General features: G+C 51.3%; 17 protein-coding genes and 1 pseudogene. 4 read left to right on the plus strand and 14 right to left on the minus strand.

The window, feature by feature from the left end; genetic code table 11:
* Positions 1-7 precede the first annotated feature (7 nt).
* On the minus strand, positions 8-2,242 hold the full coding sequence (locus IPG22_21690; protein ID MBK6590889.1) for a M28 family metallopeptidase: 2,235 nt from the start codon (positions 2,240-2,242) through the stop codon (positions 8-10).
* Between the two features lie 261 nt (positions 2,243-2,503).
* Here IPG22_21690 and IPG22_21695 point away from each other — a divergent pair, with 261 nt between their 5' ends.
* Complete coding sequence (locus tag IPG22_21695) at positions 2,504-2,872, plus strand: hypothetical protein (protein MBK6590890.1); 369 nt, start codon at positions 2,504-2,506, stop codon at positions 2,870-2,872.
* Positions 2,873-2,930: 58 nt separating this feature from the next.
* On the opposite strand, the gene IPG22_21700 is transcribed toward IPG22_21695, so the two are convergent.
* The 3 genes from IPG22_21700 to IPG22_21710 are packed head-to-tail and all read right to left on the minus strand — an operon-like array spanning position 2,931 to position 4,578.
* On the minus strand, positions 2,931-3,272 hold the full coding sequence (locus IPG22_21700; GenBank protein MBK6590891.1) for a hypothetical protein: 342 nt from the start codon (positions 3,270-3,272) through the stop codon (positions 2,931-2,933).
* A gap of 2 nt (positions 3,273-3,274) precedes the next feature.
* A complete protein-coding gene (locus tag IPG22_21705) occupies positions 3,275-3,991 on the minus strand; it encodes a class I SAM-dependent methyltransferase (GenBank protein ID MBK6590892.1) in 717 nt (238 codons plus the stop codon).
* Entirely contained in the window at positions 3,988-4,578 is a 591-nt protein-coding gene (locus IPG22_21710) for an enoyl-CoA hydratase/isomerase family protein (GenBank protein MBK6590893.1), read from the minus strand. The genes IPG22_21705 and IPG22_21710 overlap by 4 nt, the downstream gene beginning before the upstream one ends.
* Positions 4,579-4,647: 69 nt before the next feature.
* On the opposite strand from IPG22_21710, the gene IPG22_21715 reads away from it, so the two are divergent.
* A complete protein-coding gene (locus IPG22_21715) occupies positions 4,648-5,268 on the plus strand; it encodes an inorganic pyrophosphatase (protein MBK6590894.1) in 621 nt (206 codons plus the stop codon).
* A gap of 83 nt (positions 5,269-5,351) precedes the next feature.
* On the opposite strand, the gene IPG22_21720 is transcribed toward IPG22_21715, so the two are convergent.
* The 5 genes and pseudogenes from IPG22_21720 to IPG22_21740 form a co-directional block, all read right to left on the minus strand.
* The gene (locus tag IPG22_21720; protein MBK6590895.1) at positions 5,352-5,720 is read right to left on the minus strand and encodes a hypothetical protein; all 369 of its coding nucleotides are present in this window, start codon (positions 5,718-5,720) and stop codon (positions 5,352-5,354) included.
* Between the two features lie 138 nt (positions 5,721-5,858).
* Positions 5,859-7,474, minus strand: a pseudogene (locus tag IPG22_21725) (acyl-CoA carboxylase subunit beta).
* Positions 7,475-7,489: 15 nt separating this feature from the next.
* Positions 7,490-8,848: a hypothetical protein gene (locus IPG22_21730; protein ID MBK6590896.1), complete on the minus strand. Its 1,359-nt coding sequence runs from the start codon at positions 8,846-8,848 to the stop codon at positions 7,490-7,492.
* 78 nt (positions 8,849-8,926) lie between these two features.
* On the minus strand, positions 8,927-9,328 hold the full coding sequence (locus IPG22_21735; protein ID MBK6590897.1) for an EVE domain-containing protein: 402 nt from the start codon (positions 9,326-9,328) through the stop codon (positions 8,927-8,929).
* 2 nt (positions 9,329-9,330) lie between these two features.
* Positions 9,331-9,915, minus strand: a complete 585-nt coding sequence (locus IPG22_21740) for a hypothetical protein (protein MBK6590898.1) — start codon at positions 9,913-9,915, stop codon at positions 9,331-9,333.
* A 174-nt stretch (positions 9,916-10,089) separates the two neighbouring features.
* Between IPG22_21740 and IPG22_21745 the strand changes: the two genes are divergently transcribed.
* Positions 10,090-10,944 carry a UDP-3-O-acyl-N-acetylglucosamine deacetylase gene (locus tag IPG22_21745; GenBank protein MBK6590899.1) on the plus strand — a complete coding sequence of 285 codons (855 nt, stop codon included), beginning with the start codon at positions 10,090-10,092 and terminating at the stop codon, positions 10,942-10,944.
* A gap of 52 nt (positions 10,945-10,996) precedes the next feature.
* On the opposite strand, the gene IPG22_21750 is transcribed toward IPG22_21745, so the two are convergent.
* Genes IPG22_21750 through IPG22_21760 form a run of 3 tightly spaced genes read right to left on the minus strand, consistent with a single transcriptional unit; the run spans position 10,997 to position 13,818 of the window.
* Entirely contained in the window at positions 10,997-11,458 is a 462-nt protein-coding gene (locus IPG22_21750; protein MBK6590900.1) for a DUF1569 domain-containing protein, read from the minus strand.
* Between the two features lie 4 nt (positions 11,459-11,462).
* The gene (gene gndA, locus IPG22_21755) at positions 11,463-12,875 is read right to left on the minus strand and encodes an NADP-dependent phosphogluconate dehydrogenase (protein MBK6590901.1); all 1,413 of its coding nucleotides are present in this window, start codon (positions 12,873-12,875) and stop codon (positions 11,463-11,465) included.
* A 46-nt stretch (positions 12,876-12,921) separates the two neighbouring features.
* On the minus strand, positions 12,922-13,818 hold the full coding sequence (locus tag IPG22_21760) for a phosphotransferase (GenBank protein MBK6590902.1): 897 nt from the start codon (positions 13,816-13,818) through the stop codon (positions 12,922-12,924).
* Between the two features lie 112 nt (positions 13,819-13,930).
* Here IPG22_21760 and IPG22_21765 point away from each other — a divergent pair, with 112 nt between their 5' ends.
* Complete coding sequence (locus tag IPG22_21765; GenBank protein MBK6590903.1) at positions 13,931-14,839, plus strand: pyridoxal-phosphate dependent enzyme; 909 nt, start codon at positions 13,931-13,933, stop codon at positions 14,837-14,839.
* On the opposite strand, the gene IPG22_21770 is transcribed toward IPG22_21765, so the two are convergent.
* Positions 14,840-15,562: a hypothetical protein gene (locus IPG22_21770; protein ID MBK6590904.1), complete on the minus strand. Its 723-nt coding sequence runs from the start codon at positions 15,560-15,562 to the stop codon at positions 14,840-14,842.
* A 63-nt stretch (positions 15,563-15,625) separates the two neighbouring features.
* On the minus strand, positions 15,626-17,314 hold the full coding sequence (locus IPG22_21775) for a type II/IV secretion system protein (protein MBK6590905.1): 1,689 nt from the start codon (positions 17,312-17,314) through the stop codon (positions 15,626-15,628).
* Positions 17,315-17,317 lie beyond the last annotated feature (3 nt).

Raw genomic sequence — 17,317 nt, forward strand, 5'->3', positions numbered from 1 at the left:
TTTGCTATCAATATACCTTTGCTGCACGGTCGATCTGAGCCGAAAAACCTTCGATCGTGCGGCTGACGATGAGGATCTGCTCCTGAGCTTCGGTCCAGTCTCGCTGCTCGAGAGCTTCGCGAACTCCGGGCAGAGTTTTTACGCCGTAGCCGGTGTAGAAACCCGGAGCGTAGATCTGATGCCGGAACCAGTCGCGCCGGGGCAGGCCTTCGCTGCGGGTTAAGAGGCGTTCGCTTTTGTAGAGAATGTCGTCGAGCGTTTTGCGTTCAGATGCGGAGAGTTGTTTCCCGGCCGCTGCCTTTTGATATTCGGCGGCACTATTTTTCAATTTCGCGAGTGCGTTTTTTAGCGGTTCGAAATTGATATTCGGAACCTCGGATTTAAGCTTCGGAGTTGAAAGTTTGTCGGTCGGGTCCTGGACCGCTCGCCACATCCCGCTCGTTATCATTTGGTTAGCTGTCTTGGCGTCTTCACGCAATGAGTCGGCGAGGCGGGTTACCTCATTCACATAAACGCCGACGGTGTCAGCGAAATTCGCAAAATCGAACGGGAGAACGTCAGCATTTGCCAGCCGTAAAACACTGTGCCCACAGACTTTAGATAAGGCGATACCATATTTGAAGCCCGGATCGCTGAACTTGAAATAGTGTGAATAGGAATCGTAGATCGAATGGTAAGTCCCGCTGCCGTCTTCCCCGCCAAATCCAATGTTCAGCGAAGCGATCCCTAAATGCTGCAAAAACGGCGTGTAATCGGAACCGGAACCCAATGCACCGATCCGCAGATCCGGACGGTTTGTTAACTCAAGACGCTGAACGGGTGAGCCGTTTACGATCTGCTGCGCACGCGAGCGTTCCCACACAGACATGCTGGTCTGCGGATCGGGTATTTCGCGGCCAACCTCATTAATGAACTTCTCAAGCGTGTGCGAACCGCCCATTCCCAAAAAGCCCCGGCCGTTCGAGTCGGTGTTGATATAAACGGCGGCTTTTTGGCGCAGCTCGTCAGCGTGTGTTTCAACCCATTCTGTCGAACCGATCAGCCCTTGCTCCTCTGCATCCCATGCGGCATAGACAATAGTACGCTTTGGCTTCCAGCCACTTTTCACAAGCTCGCCGATCGCCCGAGCTTCTTCCATTTCCGCAACGAGGCCGCTGATCGGGTCGTCGGCTCCGTTGACCCACGCGTCGTGATGATTGCCTCGAATGATCCATTGATCAGGCAGCTCCGAGCCTTTCATTTTGGCAATGACGTCATAGATCTTTTTCATCTCCCAGTTGAACTGGAGCTTCATTCGGACCGTCGGCGTGCCGCTGCCAAAATGATACGTTACTGGCAACGCACCGCGCCAAGCGTCCGGAACAACTGCTCCATCGAGATTTCTTAAGAGCGGCAAAGCATCACTATAGGAAATGGGCAGCACAGGGATCTTTGTCAGGGTTTCGGCATCTTTTCGGTCAATGCGCTTTGCGTTTTTCGTTGCTCCAATGCCCTTCGTCAATGGATCTCCAGGATGGAGCGGCATGTCCATCACCGAGCCACGCTGAACGCCGTTCTCGTTGCGGTACGGGCCTTTCGGGTAGACGTCGCCCTGATAGAACCCGTCATTTTTCGGGTCCGAATAGATCAGGCACCCAACGGCTCCGTGCTCGGCGGCGACTTTAGGTTTGATACCACGCCAGGAGCCACCGTACCGCGAGATCACGATCTTTCCTTTTACATCGATGCCGCGACGCTCCAGTTCTTCGTAATCTGCGGGCGTGCCGTAATTTACATAAACAAGCGGCCCCGAGACGTCTCCGTCGATCGAATACGCATTGTACGTCGGCAGCTGCTCTTTTTGCTGGATCGATGTTTCGTCACCTTTAACCGGGGGCTCGTTCAACTTCAAAACAAACTTCTCAGGCGCTGTCATCTCGACAATTCGCGTCTTTGGCGACGGAAACAGGACCTCAAACTCCTCGATCTTAGTATCAAATCCCCACGCCTTGAACTGCGACGCGATGAACTCTGCATTCTCTTTGCCGTACTTAGAGCCGAGATGGTGTGGGCGAGCCGACAGACGCTTCATCCAATCCCGCAGGTTATTTGGATTCAAATACGAATCAAATCTCTGCTCCATAGCCCTCTGGTCGACCGAACCCGCCGAAGAAAAGCCAAGCAAAGTAGAACCAGCAGCCTGACCGAGAACGCCATTTCCCAAGAGACAGATGAACACCAACAACGCCAATAGATTTCGCATATTTTTTTCCTTATCGGTAATAAAAACTCCAGGTCACGCGTTAAAAACTCCAGAGGCAGCCATTCTTGTTCTAACGCACCGTGTCGCTTCGCTGCATACCGAGCCAATTTTGCATTTCTCAAAAGATACTATATTGTTGCAAAAATTCAATCTGAACAGAAGCACCGGGATAACGCTAGCGAGCGAATGGCCAAGCTATAAACCGCTCGGTATCGAAATATTTTCTGCTTGATCTAGAGACAGACCATAAGGAGAAACTTGATGATAAAAACTCTTTCAATTCGCAGCTTTGCCATCTTAATGGCACTTTCGATCAGCTCTTGCGGCTGGAAGCCCGATGTTACGGCAGTTCCGGTAACTGCTCCGTGGGACTCGATGAACTTGCCGATCAAGGAAAACGCCGTCGTCTGGGCAAGCACGCCGACCGAATTCAAAGCTGTCCACAAAGACAGTAAGGTCGCTGTGGTCGCAAAGTACTCAGACGCACTGAAGGCTGCCGGCTGGAAACTCAGCAGTTACGACGACAAGAACCCGACAATGTATTTCATCGAGGTCGAGAAGGGCGGAGAAAAACTCTCGATCGATGTATACGACTTTCAAGGAACGGGCGTGATAATCAAGAAGAAATAGTAAACTACGGTGCGGTGCCTCTCGTCTATTGAGCACAGCACCATTTACTGATCGAGATCTACATACCTAACGCACTGGCTTCGGTATCGCTCACCTCGATATTCATCCGTAGCAAAGCCGTCGAAAACGTCTTGCCTTGAGCGTCGGTCATCAGGCTTAAGGTTCCGCCGCCGCCGAGAGAGCCGTGAAGCAGAAAATTCAACGCCTTCAAATTCGGCAGCTCAAATCGTTCAACATCTCCCTTCACCATCGGGCCAAAATGCCTCTTAACCTGTTCAGCCGTCACTTCGCGAACAAGCAGCGGATAGTACTCGTCCTTGAGAGCGATAAGCCCGACGTTCGCGGTATCACCTTTGTCGCCCGATCGAGCGTGTGCAAGTTTTAATAGTGAGATCTTCATAGTTATTCAAATACAAGAAAATAGTCCATATTGTCGGGCTTCACAAAATCGTATTCCCATTTCAGGGCAAATCCCGCCTGCTTGAGTTCACGCACGACGACATTTTTGTCCAAACCGTGGTCGGTTCCATTGCCATTTCGGTCGATGATGCCGACGAGTCCGCCTTTCTTTAATGCCGACCTGACCTTTTTCATCAAGGCGACGGGCTCGGCGATCTCATGATACGTCTTGAGGATAAATACGACATCGACGGAGTTTGGAAGTAGTAACGGATCGTCAGGCTTTCCCAGGATCGTTTTTATATTCTTAAACCCTTCTGCGGCCGCTCCCTGGTTAATGTGATCGATGTACTCCTGGTTGATCTCAACGGCAAAGACCTGCCCGCCGGGCCCGACACGCTTTGCGGCCCGGACGGAGAACCAACCGGAGCCGGCTCCGATATCCGCGACCGATCTCCCTTCGCTGATCTTCAAAATATCCATTACGCGGTCGATCTGCAAATTCTTGTCGCGGGCCGCATCCTCAAAGATCGAGAGATCGCCGGTGTACGGTTCGCTGGTCTTTCTGGGATTCTTGCCGTCGGCAGCAGGGGTTGGGGTCGGTTGGGCGGCAGAAGCCAAGGTCTCAATATCGACCGGCACATTAGAGAAAAACAACGTCGCGAAAACGAGTAAGAGCCAGATCTTTAGCCCGATCAATGTGACGATAAATCTCTTCATAATACGTTTAGCAGTTCATTTCTAAATATATCATCTGTAACCAGGTCCACAAGGCCGATATGCAGAGCACGCTCGGCATCTATCGCCTCTGCCGTAAAAAACATCTCTAAGGCGTTGGTCTGACCTATAAGCCGCGGCAAGCGCTGAGTGCCGCCCCAGCCTGTTATTATGCCGAGCCCGGCACCAGGATGAGCGAATTTAGCGTTCGGGGAGGCCACGCGAACGTCGCACGCCAATGCCAGATCCAAAGCTCCGCCAAAACAGAATCCGTTGATCGCCGCGACCGTCCTCATCTCAAGCACCGCGATGCGTACCATCGTTTCTTGCCCGTAACGGGCAAATCCCACCGCGTTCTCCGCAGTGACCGCGGCGATCTCGCGCAGATCAGCGCCGGATGCAAAGCTAAGCTGGCTGCCGGTAAAAACCAATGTCTCGAGTTCCTCATACAAATGAAGATCATCGAGAGCAAGATGTATTTGATCCAGCACCGTGAGCGAGAGCGGGTTGCGGATCTCGGGCCGCGTAAAGCGTACAATACAGAATGACCCGATCCTCTCGATCTGTAGTGCGTCTGAACTATTTTCCATCTATAATTTTCTGCTGAGACAAACCGAGTATAGATTACTATCTTCAGTGCTCCGTGTTCTAATAGAAGAATGACAGCTTTTCGCAACAACAAAGCTCACCCGTGGCACGGAATTTCGATCGGCGATAGTTCACCCGCGGAAGTTACCGTTTTCGTCGAGATCGTACCTCGTGACACGGTGAAATATGAGGTCGACAAAGAAACAGGCTATCTTAAGATCGACCGGCCGCAGCAGTATTCGAACGTAGTTCCGGCAAACTACGGTTTCATTCCGCAGACTTACTGCGGAACGCGGATCGCTGATCTTGCTCGGCCTAAATACACTAAACCGATCAGCGACGGCGACAATGACCCTCTCGATATTCTCGTTCTATCGGAACATCATATTCCGCGTGGCGATATTATCCTAAAAGCGGTGCCGATCGGCGGATTTTGCCTGATCGACGGAGGCGAAGCTGACGATAAGATCATCGCCGTCCTGAAGGGCGACAAAGTCTTTGAGCAGTACACCGAGATCGCTCGACTGCCAAAAGGTATCCTCGAGCGTTTCGAGCACTATTTCCTAACCTATAAATCTCTCCCCGACGAACCAAATGTCTGCGAGATAGCCTATTCGTATGGGCGAGAAGAGTCATACGAAGTCATACGTTCCGCGATCCTCGATTATCAGGAACTGAAAGCCCGCGCGTAATTAAGGGCTTTCACATGCTCCCTAAACAAAAAGCCGCCCTCAAAAGGCAGCCTCAGATCTCCAATCTTTAATATTTTGACCGCCTACGGGAGTTTCGTCTTCAAGTACGCGAAACCAATCTTCCCGACCGTCGGAATTCCCTTCCGCAAACTAAACCCAACCGTCTTTAATCCGAGTACAGCAACCTTTTCCGGTGCCTTCAAGAGTACGGTCTTAGCCACCGGCCAAGCCACCCGTTTTGCCGCGAATTTAGTCGTAGCCCACGCAACCTTCGCCGCAGACCCGACAACAATAACCGCCACCTTTCCGGTTCCCTTTAACACCGTCGCCGCCACTTTTCCGCCATCGGACGCCGCGGCGGTCGCAGTCTTTTTAACCTGGCCGTTCGCCCCACAAGCCAGTGCCACCAAGACGGCGCACACCGCCGCGGTTCGTAAAAATATTTTTCTCATTTTCTTAAGGATCGAAACGCGGGAACAAGAAGGATGGATCGCCGAAAATCAGCGACTTGTCAATAATAACGGCTCTGCGAGAATTTGGAAAGACTTTTTTCTCCGCGAAGCACGCACACAATAGGAAACCAAGTGTCTCTATCGCGGCAGAACGAACGCCCCGATGTGCGGCTGAGAAGTATTAAGGCAGGTTTGCAGAGCAAGGAGGAGCGATTCCCGAAGGTTTTCGGGCGTGACGATCGCATCGACCAGCCCGCGGGCGGCGGCGTGTTTGGCGTCGAGCTCCTTGTCATAGGTCTCTCGGACCTTTTGCATTTCAACCCTTAACGAGTCGTCGGGCTCCTGTCCGGCAGCCTTTAATTTATCGAGTTGTGTTCCAAAGATCGCCTGAACTGCGCTGTCGCCTTCCATCACCCCCATTCGCCCGGAAGGCAGCGAGAAGATGAAATCAGGATCAAATCCCTGCCCGGCCATCGCGTAATAGCCTGCTCCGGACGCGTGATTGATCGTTACGACGATCTTCGGAACAGCGGCCGTCGCCATTGCTTCGACAAACTGAGCCCCCGCACGAATGATGCCGCTATGCTCCGCATCGGCACCGACCATAAAGCCTGACACGTCCTGTACAAAGAGCAGCGGCGTCGAATGACGGCTGCAATTTTCAATAAAATAGGCAGTCTTCTCGGCGGATTCCTTGTAGACAATGCCCCCAAAACGCGGTGGAGTTCCCGGCTTACCCTTCGACATGCCGCGGGAATTAGCGATGACGCCGACCAGAATTCCTCCGATCCGCGCAGTGCCGCAGATCATTTCTTTAGCAAAATCCGCCTGGAATTCGTCGATCCCTCCTCGTCGATGAACGTGTCGAGCACAGCCCGCATATCGTATGGAGCACGGTGGTCTCCGTGGAGGATGTCGTAGACGGACAGGGACCCAGTCGCTACCGCTCCCGGTTCTGACATAGATACTCGTGTTGGCTCTTTTGCGGGAAGTTCGCTGATCAGGTCGCGGATCTTATCGAGACATTCCTTTTCGCTTTTGGTTCGATAATGGGCAACGCCGGAGATCGCATTGTGCGTCATTGCACCGCCAAGTGTCTCATTATCAATAGTTTGCCCGGTCGCACCCTTGACAAGATTTGCACCGCCAAGTCCCATGAACGACGTGCCTTCGACCATCAGGATCACATCTGAGAGCGCCGGCAGGTAAGCTCCGCCCGCCACGCACATTCCCATCACGGCCGAGATCTGCGGAACTTTGAGATACCGCCGCATGATCGAGTTGTAGTAAAAAATTCGTGCGGCCCCGTATTGCCCCGGAAACACACCGCCTTGATACGGAAGATTAACTCCTGCAGAATCAACCAGATATACGATCGGCACGCGATTGCGCATCGCGATCTCCTGGGCACGGAGGATCTTTTTGATAGTTTCGGGATACCATGCCCCGGCCTTGATGGTGGCATCATTAGCGACAACCACACATTCGCGGCCCTGGATCTTCCCCACAACCGTTACAACGGCTGCGGCCGGAGCCGTGCCGTTATATTCGTCATACGCCACCAGCAGCCCGATCTCCTGGCTGAACGTGCCCGGATCGAGAAGCAGATCGATCCTTTCGCGGGCGGTGAGTTTGCCCTGGGCATGGATCTTAGCTGCTTTCTCTGGGCCGCCCCCGAGTTTTAGCTTACTCTCGAGCGCAAGGTATTCATCAGTTAGAGTTTTAAGACGGGAGGCTTTTTTTTCCAGCTTCATTAGAAAAAGATCGTATTATTTGTCGGAAATAATAAACGTCGGCACCATTCCGCCGCCGGAGGAAACATTTGCGAGTTCCGTCGAAGAAAGCCGCGTGAATGCGGCACCGACCTTCCCCATAAACAAGAGCGGGTCGAGGTCAACCAACTGCTCGGTCATCTCCCAATTTCCTTCGTCGTCAATAAACATTGGGAAAGTCTCTTTCGCGGTTTTCACGCGTTCCTGCACGAGATAATCGCCGTCTTTCAATGCAATTGCGATCGCATCGTCCCACTCCGTTTCGGTCGAGTTCCAGCCGATATAGATGCCGTTACCGCCGTAATCGTCGTTGGGCTTGAGGACTAATTTGTGAGAATTCGATCGCGTCCACTCGACCAGGTCGATGCTCTCACCCTTGTTTTCCGTCTTTTCAGCAACGAATTTGCGCGTCCAGGGAATGTGCTTATCGATCGCGGAGAGTTCTTCGGCGTTGAAAAGGTATTTGTATCGCTCGTTCGTTAGCACTGCAAATATTGCCTTCTTATGAACAAGTTTCCCGCGAAAGCTATTGACCATGCACACCGTACCCGCACGATATGCGTTGAGCAGATCCGGCTGGGCTTCCATTATCGGCAGGTATTCGTTAACGAGCAGTCGTTTGTAAACTATGTCTATCGGCGTGCCGTTGCACGAGAGCCGTTCATTCTTGAACTCTAATTCGCTCGGCGAGCAGATGATCGCAGGATAGCCGTTTGACTCAAAATATTCTTTGAAAAGCTCAAATTCCTTGATGGTCGGCAGATCGTCGAGGTCAACGATGGCGATCGTCGGAGCACGTTCCGGCTTTTTGCCTCCGATGAATTCCGTAAAACAATCGACCAACACGTTAAGAAGTTTCGAGCGGCCTTCGAGTCCCTGAAGCGAGTAGCGTTCCGAGAATTTCCTCATCACCGGAAGAGATTCAAAGATCTTGGTTGCAGAATCGGCAAACGCGATGCCTGCAGGACTTTCACCGTTGAGCTCAACATAACTGTAGGCCTCGTCAGTGAGAAACGAATCAAGGCGCGAAGTCGGTGAGACGTGTGAGTAGCCAGGATCGATCTTGATCAGGCCACGTTCGATCTCCGTCACGCCGAGTTGATCAAGGATGGCATCGTCACCGATCGCTGCATCCTTGACCTTTTGAAGAGCCCCAAAAACGACTTCGCAGGTCGACTTGATCATCGTCCAGTCGCTCTCCATCACAAAGTGGGGACGCAAATATGGCGATAAGCGACGGCCGCCGAAGATGAGCTTGGAACTCTCAAGCCCTTCGTCGAGGAGTTTTTGCGACGATGTAGCGAGATCGCTGTCGGTAAGAAGTTCGTTGTAGTAATTTACGGCGTCTTTGAGCATAAAACTGGAGTGCGAGCCACCTGCTCGCCAAGGCCTGTCTACGAACCAGAGCGGGCGAGCAAGATGCTCGGCGTCCAGCTATTTCGACATGCTGAGAATCTCTTCGTATTCGTCTTTCGTGAGCGGCATCACCGAAAAACGCGGCTGGCGAACCAGGTAAATGTTCTCGAGTGCTTTGTTTGCTTTAATATCTGCAAGAGTGACGGGTTTCTTTAGGGGCGATTTCGGCGTTAGCTCGACCGCATGCCAAGCCGTGTCGGTCGGGCCCGGAAACGCTTCCTTGGTGACTTCGGCGATACCTACAACCTCTTTTCCAACGACAGAGTGATAAAAATAGACCTTATCTCCCTTTTTCATATCTTTGAGAAAGTTCCGGGCTTTGAAGTTCCGCACGCCGGTCCAATCGGTCTTACCGTCGCGCACAAAATCATCCCAGGAGTACGCCGAGGGCTCTTGTTTAACCATCCAATAGTTCGCCATTTCTATTTCTTCGCCTCTGCTGCTTTCTTATTTAGCCATTTCGCCCAGCGTTCTAAAAGCGGACGGAACGGTTTGAATATCTTTGCTCTGACGCTGTTTTGATTTTGCTGTTCGCTCCAGACTCGAAGGTTTTTCTCGGCATATTGCCGGATCTGAGGTTCGAGAGCAGTGCGTTTTACCGAGTGTTTCTGGGTGAGATAATAGTGTTGCCCAACGAGCGAAAATAAAAGCCCTGCGAGATTGCCCTTGAACGAACTCTTAGCCATGAATTTCTTCATGAATCCCTCGGTCGGAAGCAGTAAAGCCCCCATTGACATCTCGAGCCAGGGCGCACGATTTCCCTCGCGTGGATGATACAGCCCCGGAAGATCGCCTTTGAGGGGAGTGTCCAGATTTTTCAGCCTTGGATCGTTGATAAAATCGACGATTTTTATCTTCTCAATGCCGCGATACTGCTCTATCGGAAGGAAATCGAGAACTTTATTTATGCTCCCTTCAACATCCTTGGGCAGCTTGATCGTGGACGAATTTTCGATCCGTATCTTTGTAATTTTCGCGGCCTTCTGACCTGCGGTTTCAATTGCCATAACTTCACTAAATTGTAATCGCTAACCGCCGATTAGTAAATTCTGCCACAAGGTTGTTGTTCGATCGCAACAAGAAGGGATCGGTTCACGGTAAAATTGGATAATTCGCCTGCAAAAACAGAACATCTCCGGAATACTTCGAATGGCACAGAGATTGAATACCAAAACGCGAGAATGAAACAAACGACTCTAGCCAAACCGATCAATATTACCGGCGTCGGCCTGCATACGGGCGTTGACGTCAACATGACGCTTCGGCCAGCACCGCAGAATACGGGATATATTTTTGTACGAATAGATCTGGACGATTTTGAGATACCGGCTTCGGTTGAATATATTTCCCATTGTTCTTATGCGACCACGCTAATGCGACGGGGCGTTGTGCTGTCGACCTGCGAGCATTTACTATCGGCTTTGCGAGGCTCCGGTGTGGACAATTGTTTCATCGAACTCGACAGTATCGAGATACCGATAATGGACGGCTCGAGCGAGGATTTTATTGAGCTAATAACTAAAGCCGGCGTCGTCGAACAGGATGCTCCACGGCGCATCTTCCGCGTTCTCGAACGTGTCGAATTTGAACAAGGCGATCGAAAAATGTCTATCGAGCCAGCGGAGAATTATGAGATCGACTGTGTCATTGACTTTCCGCATCCGTTCATCGAACGCCAGTCATTGCATTTTGTATTTAAGAACGGTTCGTTTGGAAAAGAGATCGCTTCGGCACGGACGTTTGGCTTTACTCACGAGATCGATATGCTGCGAAAGGCGAATTTAGCTCTCGGCGGCTCGCTCGAAAACGCTATTGTCCTCACTCCCGACGGAATGCTAAATGAAACCCCGCTTCGTTTTGACGACGAATTCGTACGGCACAAGATACTCGATATTATTGGCGATTTTGCGTTGATAGGAATGCCGATCCAGGGAAAGATCACCGCCGAAAAATCCGGCCACAGCGTTCACGCTTCGCTGATGAGTAAACTACTTAAAGCGGAACACGCGTGGGAAATCGTCGAGTCCACCGACTGATCCCGTACGATAGAAGGTTTACGAACCCCGTCGCTCACGCATACCGCCCACCTTAAACTCTAAATTGCTGCAAATGGTGATCGAGATGCTTGTAAAGCATATTGCTCCACTGAGTTTTATTCAGCACTCCGAAAGAGTGCGATTCCTTGCCATTGAACTCATTCTCACCGAGTTGCTGCGTTTTCACGATATATGCGACCAATCTGGCTCGTTCCGTTTCGAAATCCTTATCTGATCTAATAATGAACTGCGGACCTGTTGGGCTGTTCTTTTTTGCAGGTTTATCGCCAACGACAACGGGCGCAACGATGTACTTCAATACGAGGCTCATGGGAAAGCCGGGTTTCGGGTGTTTATCCGGTTCATAGATGCACTCGTACGCGACACTGCAATGGGCGAGCATTTTTGCGACATCCATTTTTCCCCACTGCCGCTGAGACTCCGGCGTAAGTTTGTTCAGCCGCTCGATGATGCCATCCGAAACTTCTTTCGCAAAGATATTTGGAAATGCCATATTCTTAAACCTCCCAATCAGGCGTATGAAATGTACCATCCCGGTCGATCCGCTGATACGTATGAGCCCCGAAAAAGTCTCGTTGAGCCTGAATCAAATTCGCCGGGAGCCGTTCGGTGCGAAATGCATCGAAATATGCCAACGCCGAGGAAAAGCAAGCTGAAGGAATACCGTTCTCGTTGAAGGTTACGACCGTTTTGCGCAAAGACCCGGCCCGCGAGTTCAACATATCTGAAATGCCCTTATCAAGCAGAAGGCTTTCAATATTCTGGCCGGACGAATAGGCCTTGCGGATCAATTCGAGCAATTTCGAACGGATAATACATCCGCCGCGCCAAATCCGGGCGATTTCTGCGAGATCCAGGCCAAAACCCTTTTCCTCGGACGCTTTCTGAAGTAGGGACATTCCTTGAGCGTAGGTCAGGATAAAAGCACAGAAAAGTGCATCTTCGAGTTCGCCAACCGAGGTTCTCGAATGACTCTGATCTGCGGAAGTGCGCATTCCCGCATATTTCAACGCGACCTCTTTCCTGGTGCCTTTCTGTGCCGATATCTGACGCATTGTAACCGCCGAATCGATCGTCGGGATCGGAACACCAAAATCCATTGCCGCCTGCGATGTCCATTTGCCCGTTCCTTTTTGCCCTGCGGTGTCGAGGATCATTGAGACGAGTGGATTACCGGTTTCGGGATCCGTCTTACGCAAAACCTGGGATGTGATCTCGACAAGGAAAGAGTTTAGTTCGCCGCCGTTCCATTCCGTGAAGGTCCGGTGCATTTCAGTGCTTGCCATACGCAAAACACTCTGCATGAAATCGAACGTCTCAGCCAGCAGCTGCATCATGCCGTATTCGATGCCGTTGTGAACCATTTTTACAAAGTGGCCGGAAGAACCCGTTCCCATGTATGCGACACAAGGTTCACCGTTGACTTTCGCTGAAACTGCCTGGAGCGTTGTTTCGATCCGATCATAATGATCGCGACGGCCGCCGGGCATGATGCTGGCTCCGTGGCGAGCACCTTCCTCACCGCCGCTGACGCCGACGCGCATGAATCCGATGCCTTTGACCGCGAGTTCAGCTTCTCGGCGTTCCGTGTCAGTAAAATGCGAATTGCCGCCATCGATGATCAGGTCGTCGTCATCGAGGTGTGGGGCAAGATCCGCGATAACCTTGTCAACGATGGGGCCGGCAGGAACGAGAAGCATGATGTTGCGAGGCGATTCAAGCTTTGCAAGAAAATCAGCGAGATCGGTCCCCACATCGACCGGCATTCCTTCCCCTTCCTTCAAAAGAAGGTCTCGCTTTGCTTCATCAAGATCGTATCCGACCCCGCCAATGCCGTGTTCGGCGATATTTAGCAGAAAATTGCAGCCCATCGTACCAAGGCCGATCATTCCGAAGTGTGCTTTTGCCATAACGCAATTCTAACGCAAAGTCCCAAAGTCGCAAGCACAAAAACGGTCAGACTTTCCAAATATCCGATAGGCCAAGTTCTTCTCCGAACATCTCCGGCATTTCGTCAAACATCCACCACCACGACAGAACCATCTGACAAAACGCCCATTTACGGATGTCAGATTCCTCGAGATCAAATGCCACGGCGAAATCCGCGATAGCTTTATCAAGCTTGCCTTTCAAACGCGTATCCCATTCGAGCCATTCGTGATGGTTGTTTAGAAAGACGCCGATGTCATAGCTAACATGTCCGATCATTCCTTTCGGATCGATAACTAGAAAAGGGCCGCGTCGGGACGAGAGGATATTATCGTGATGAAAGTCGCCGTGCAGCAGAAAGGTATTTTTGGTTTGACGCGACAACTCCGCATAAAGCTCGATGGCCTTTGTCGTCCCGATCGTGTGTTTGAGGCCATCGAACCAGTCATCCAACCTAATAAAGTCGTCGGTTGTTTGCGGAACAGGCCGCAGAATTCGTTTCAGGATCTCAATAGCGATTGTAACGGCTTTCGCTTGATCTTTTTTGCAGACAGATCTTAGGTTAGAGCCAGGAACCACCCGTTCGAGGAGAATAGCTTGGAGTTCCCGATCGAACTCCAACATTCGCACCGAGCCATCACCATTAAGCAGCTGCAAATATGCAGCCTCACCGAAGATCTCGACATCTTTCAACGGCAGCCCGATCTTGAGCACTGCACTTTTTCCGTCGGCGAGCTCAGCATTCGCAACGTAGTTATATGAGAGGTTCAAGAAAGGATTTCCGGCTTTGATTGGCCATTTTTTCTCCAAGACTGCGATCCTTTCCGGTAACTCATCGAGCCATTTTTCTCCGCGTCCGCCACAAAGCGAGATCGTATTTTGCACAAATTTCGGCGGCAGGGATGATCTGAAGTTAGTTTCCATTGGTTAGATTCTATAGCACTGAGCGAACCCGGCAACCTGCAAACGATGTAGGCGTATTTTCAACAGATCAATTTCTGTTCAATAATGGAATTAGAAATTCCACCAATTTATTATGAGATGCCTTGCAGAAGCGATACGACCTACAACATTAATAGAATCGTCAAAACTCCGAGACCACCTCGGGCTCGACATCACGATCGCGACCGAGACATTCCAGCACACCGGCAGTTTCAAATTCCGGGCGGCCTATAATCTTGCTCTAAATGTGGCAGAGACAGAGATCGTCGCCGCGTCGTCAGGGAATTTTGGTCAGGCCTTGGCGTACGCATGTAAATTGCTGGGAAAGAAATGCACGATAGTGATGCCTTCGACATCCGCAAGAGTTAAGTTAGATGCCGTACGCGGTTTCGGAGCAACCGCTGACCTAATAGAGACTGCAAGGATCGGACGCAGCGAGCGTGTCGCCCAACTCGCGGCCGAGATGCCAAACGCTTACGTCGCAAGTGCTTACAACGACAAATATGTCATCGACGGAAATTCAACGCTTGGTGACGAACTCGCCGATAAGGATTTTGATGTCGTGATCACCGCCGTCGGCGGTGGCGGGCTTGTGTCCGGAATGATCCAGTCCTTCTGCCGGAACGGATCGATGACAAAGGTCTTTGGAGCCGAACCGCAGCCAGGAAATGATGCGTCGCGTTCGCTTCAAGCAGGCCATATTGTGGCCAATGAATCCGAACCGCAAACCATCGCCGACGGAGCCCGTACTCTGTCACTCGGGAGCCTTAACTGGGAAATAATCAAGGATGGAATTGCCGGAATAATCGAGGTACCGGATGAAAAAACGATCGAAGCTCTGAGGATGTATTTCGGTCTCGTTAATCTAAAATCCGAACCAACCGGGGCTCTGAGTTTGGGCGCGATCCTGGTCGATGCGGAACGTTTTCGAGATCAGAAGATCTGCCTCGTTGTCAGCGGAGGTAATGTTGATCCAAGCGTCTATGCCAAGCTTATAGTTTGATCAATTTTTCTTTGGCTTGCTAGCGACCTTTCGGTAGATACCTGAGAATGAAACATTTGCTCCGCCGCAATATCCATTATCCGCGACTATCAGGAACATTTGCATCGTAAGCTGCATCCTCGCGCGGCAGTCATACTGGCCGGTTCCATCCGAGTACTCAAGAACACCATCTTTCGGTTCGAAACGGCCGTCAAGTTCACCGATATGAATATTGTCGCCCATTCCCTTCCAGAACGCGTTTCCCTGAACGTTTAGGTAGCCGTTAAGCTTATTCGGCGAAAACGAGATGGTATTCGAAGCATACTGCCATTCCCCGGTCCAGATCTTTTCGCTGGCATCCATGAGCAGCTCCGGAAATTCCAGATCGGCTTTCTTTAGCCAACCAACCTTGACCGCTCCTTTAGATCCAGTAAACCATCCACAGACATGATCCCCAAAGGTTTTGCTGGTGATGACCCGGTCTTGTTTCACAAGATATGACTTGGAACGGCAGGAAGATGCAGCAGGACATTTCGACGGATCGTCGTTGTAGAAATAGGTGCGATTTCCGGCCTTAGGCTTAACGAAGCCAACCCCAAAAGTCTTGGTTTCCTGGGTAAAAAAACCCTCACGACACCAATTCTCAGGATTACCGGCAAGTTGGCTAAAGGCAGCGATAGCAAAAAGACCGATAAGGGTCAGACAAAAACAGGCTCTAAAAATCATTTGGGTATCGAAACTCATTCAATATAATAGGATCTTAATACCAAAAGAACGCCTTGAGTTCAGCTCTCTTGCATACTAGAGCTACACCTTACCGATCTCCTCAACAAACGTCACGCGATTGATCTCATGCAGAGTCGTAAGGCCGAGATATACTTTCTTTACGGCCGATTCCCGGAGCGATTTGAGTCCTTCTTTTTCAGCCTGGCGTCGGATCTCAGAACCGGGACGGCGCTCGATGATCATTTCTCGGATCGGGTCAGACATGTCAAGGAGTTCGTGGATCGCAGTTCGTCCGCGATAGCCTGTGTGGTTACATGCGTCGCAGCCGACCGCTCGGTAAAAAACCTGGCCGGCAGGCAATTTATTACGATGCATGCCCGACTCTGAGAGTTCCTCGTCGGTAGGATCGTAGGCTTTTTTGCAGACCGGACAAAGCATTCTAACCAATCGTTGTGCGAGCACACAGTTCAGAGCCGAGACGAAGTTATACGGCTCGACGCCCATGTTGATAAAACGGCCGATAACGTCGATAACGTTATTCGCGTGAACCGTGGTGAACACAAGGTGGCCCGTCAACGCGGACTGAATGGCGATCTGTGCAGTCTCTTCGTCGCGGATCTCACCGACCATGACCTTGTCGGGGTCGTGTCGGAGAATTGAACGGAGGCCGCGGGCGAACGTCAGTCCTTTCTTCTCATTGACCGGGATCTGCATGATTCCCTGCAACTGATACTCAACCGGGTCTTCGATCGTAATGATCTTATCTTCCTCGGCTCGGATCTCGTTCAAAGCTCCGTAAAGCGTAGTCGTCTTACCGGAACCGGTCGGTCCGGTTACCAGGACCATGCCGTACGGTTCTTTAATATAAAGGCGGAAACGAGCGATGTCGTCAGGGTCAAATCCGACCACATCAAGGCTCAGATTCTTAAATTCCTCCGAGATCTGCTCCTTATCAAGGATACGAATAACGCAATTCTCGCCGTACGCTGAGGGTAGGATCGATACACGAAAATCTACCGTTCTGCCTTTATACCTGACGCGAAAACGTCCGTCCTGCGGAATTCTGCGCTCAGCAATATCCAGCTCTGACATGACCTTGATACGCGAGATCAGCGTTTGGTGAAATGAGATATCGATCGGATCGACCTTCTGATACAAGGCTCCGTCGATCCTGAATTTAACGCGTACATCTCGGTCGCCGGCCTCGATGTGAATATCGGACGATCGCGATTCCATTGCGTTGTAAAGAATAGTATCGACGAGCTTGATGATCGGCGACATTTCCGTGTCCGACGCGAGACGGTCAAGATCCAGAACCTCGTCGCCATTCTCGGTTTCCTTGAGCAGCGACATCTTAAAGCCCGACGCCGCTTCCTGAAGCACACGCTGGGTCGAATCGCCCTTTCTGAGCACAACATCGATCGCCCCAGCAGTCGCAACATGCGGAACGATTCGAACGTTTAGAACATTTTCGAGCTCATCGAGCCGCTCTAAATTCGTCGGATCCGCCATCGCGACGTGCATATTATTTCCGTCACGTCGAAGGGGGACAAATTGATTGCGGAGCATCAGTTCGACCGGCAATTTTGCGAGCTCGTCAACGTCAACGGGCGATTCGCCTTCCGGCGGCAAAAGGTCGATATACGGCAACCGATAACGCATGGCGAGAAGCCTTGCTTCCTTTACCTCAGGCGGGTCCTTGTCCAGGAATTCTGCGACCGCGATGGTCGGTGCCGCACCGGTTGCTTGTGTTTGTTGTTGTTCGCTCATTTG

Source organism: Acidobacteriota bacterium (assembly GCA_016703965.1).
Classification (GTDB): Bacteria; Acidobacteriota; Blastocatellia; order Pyrinomonadales; family Pyrinomonadaceae; genus OLB17.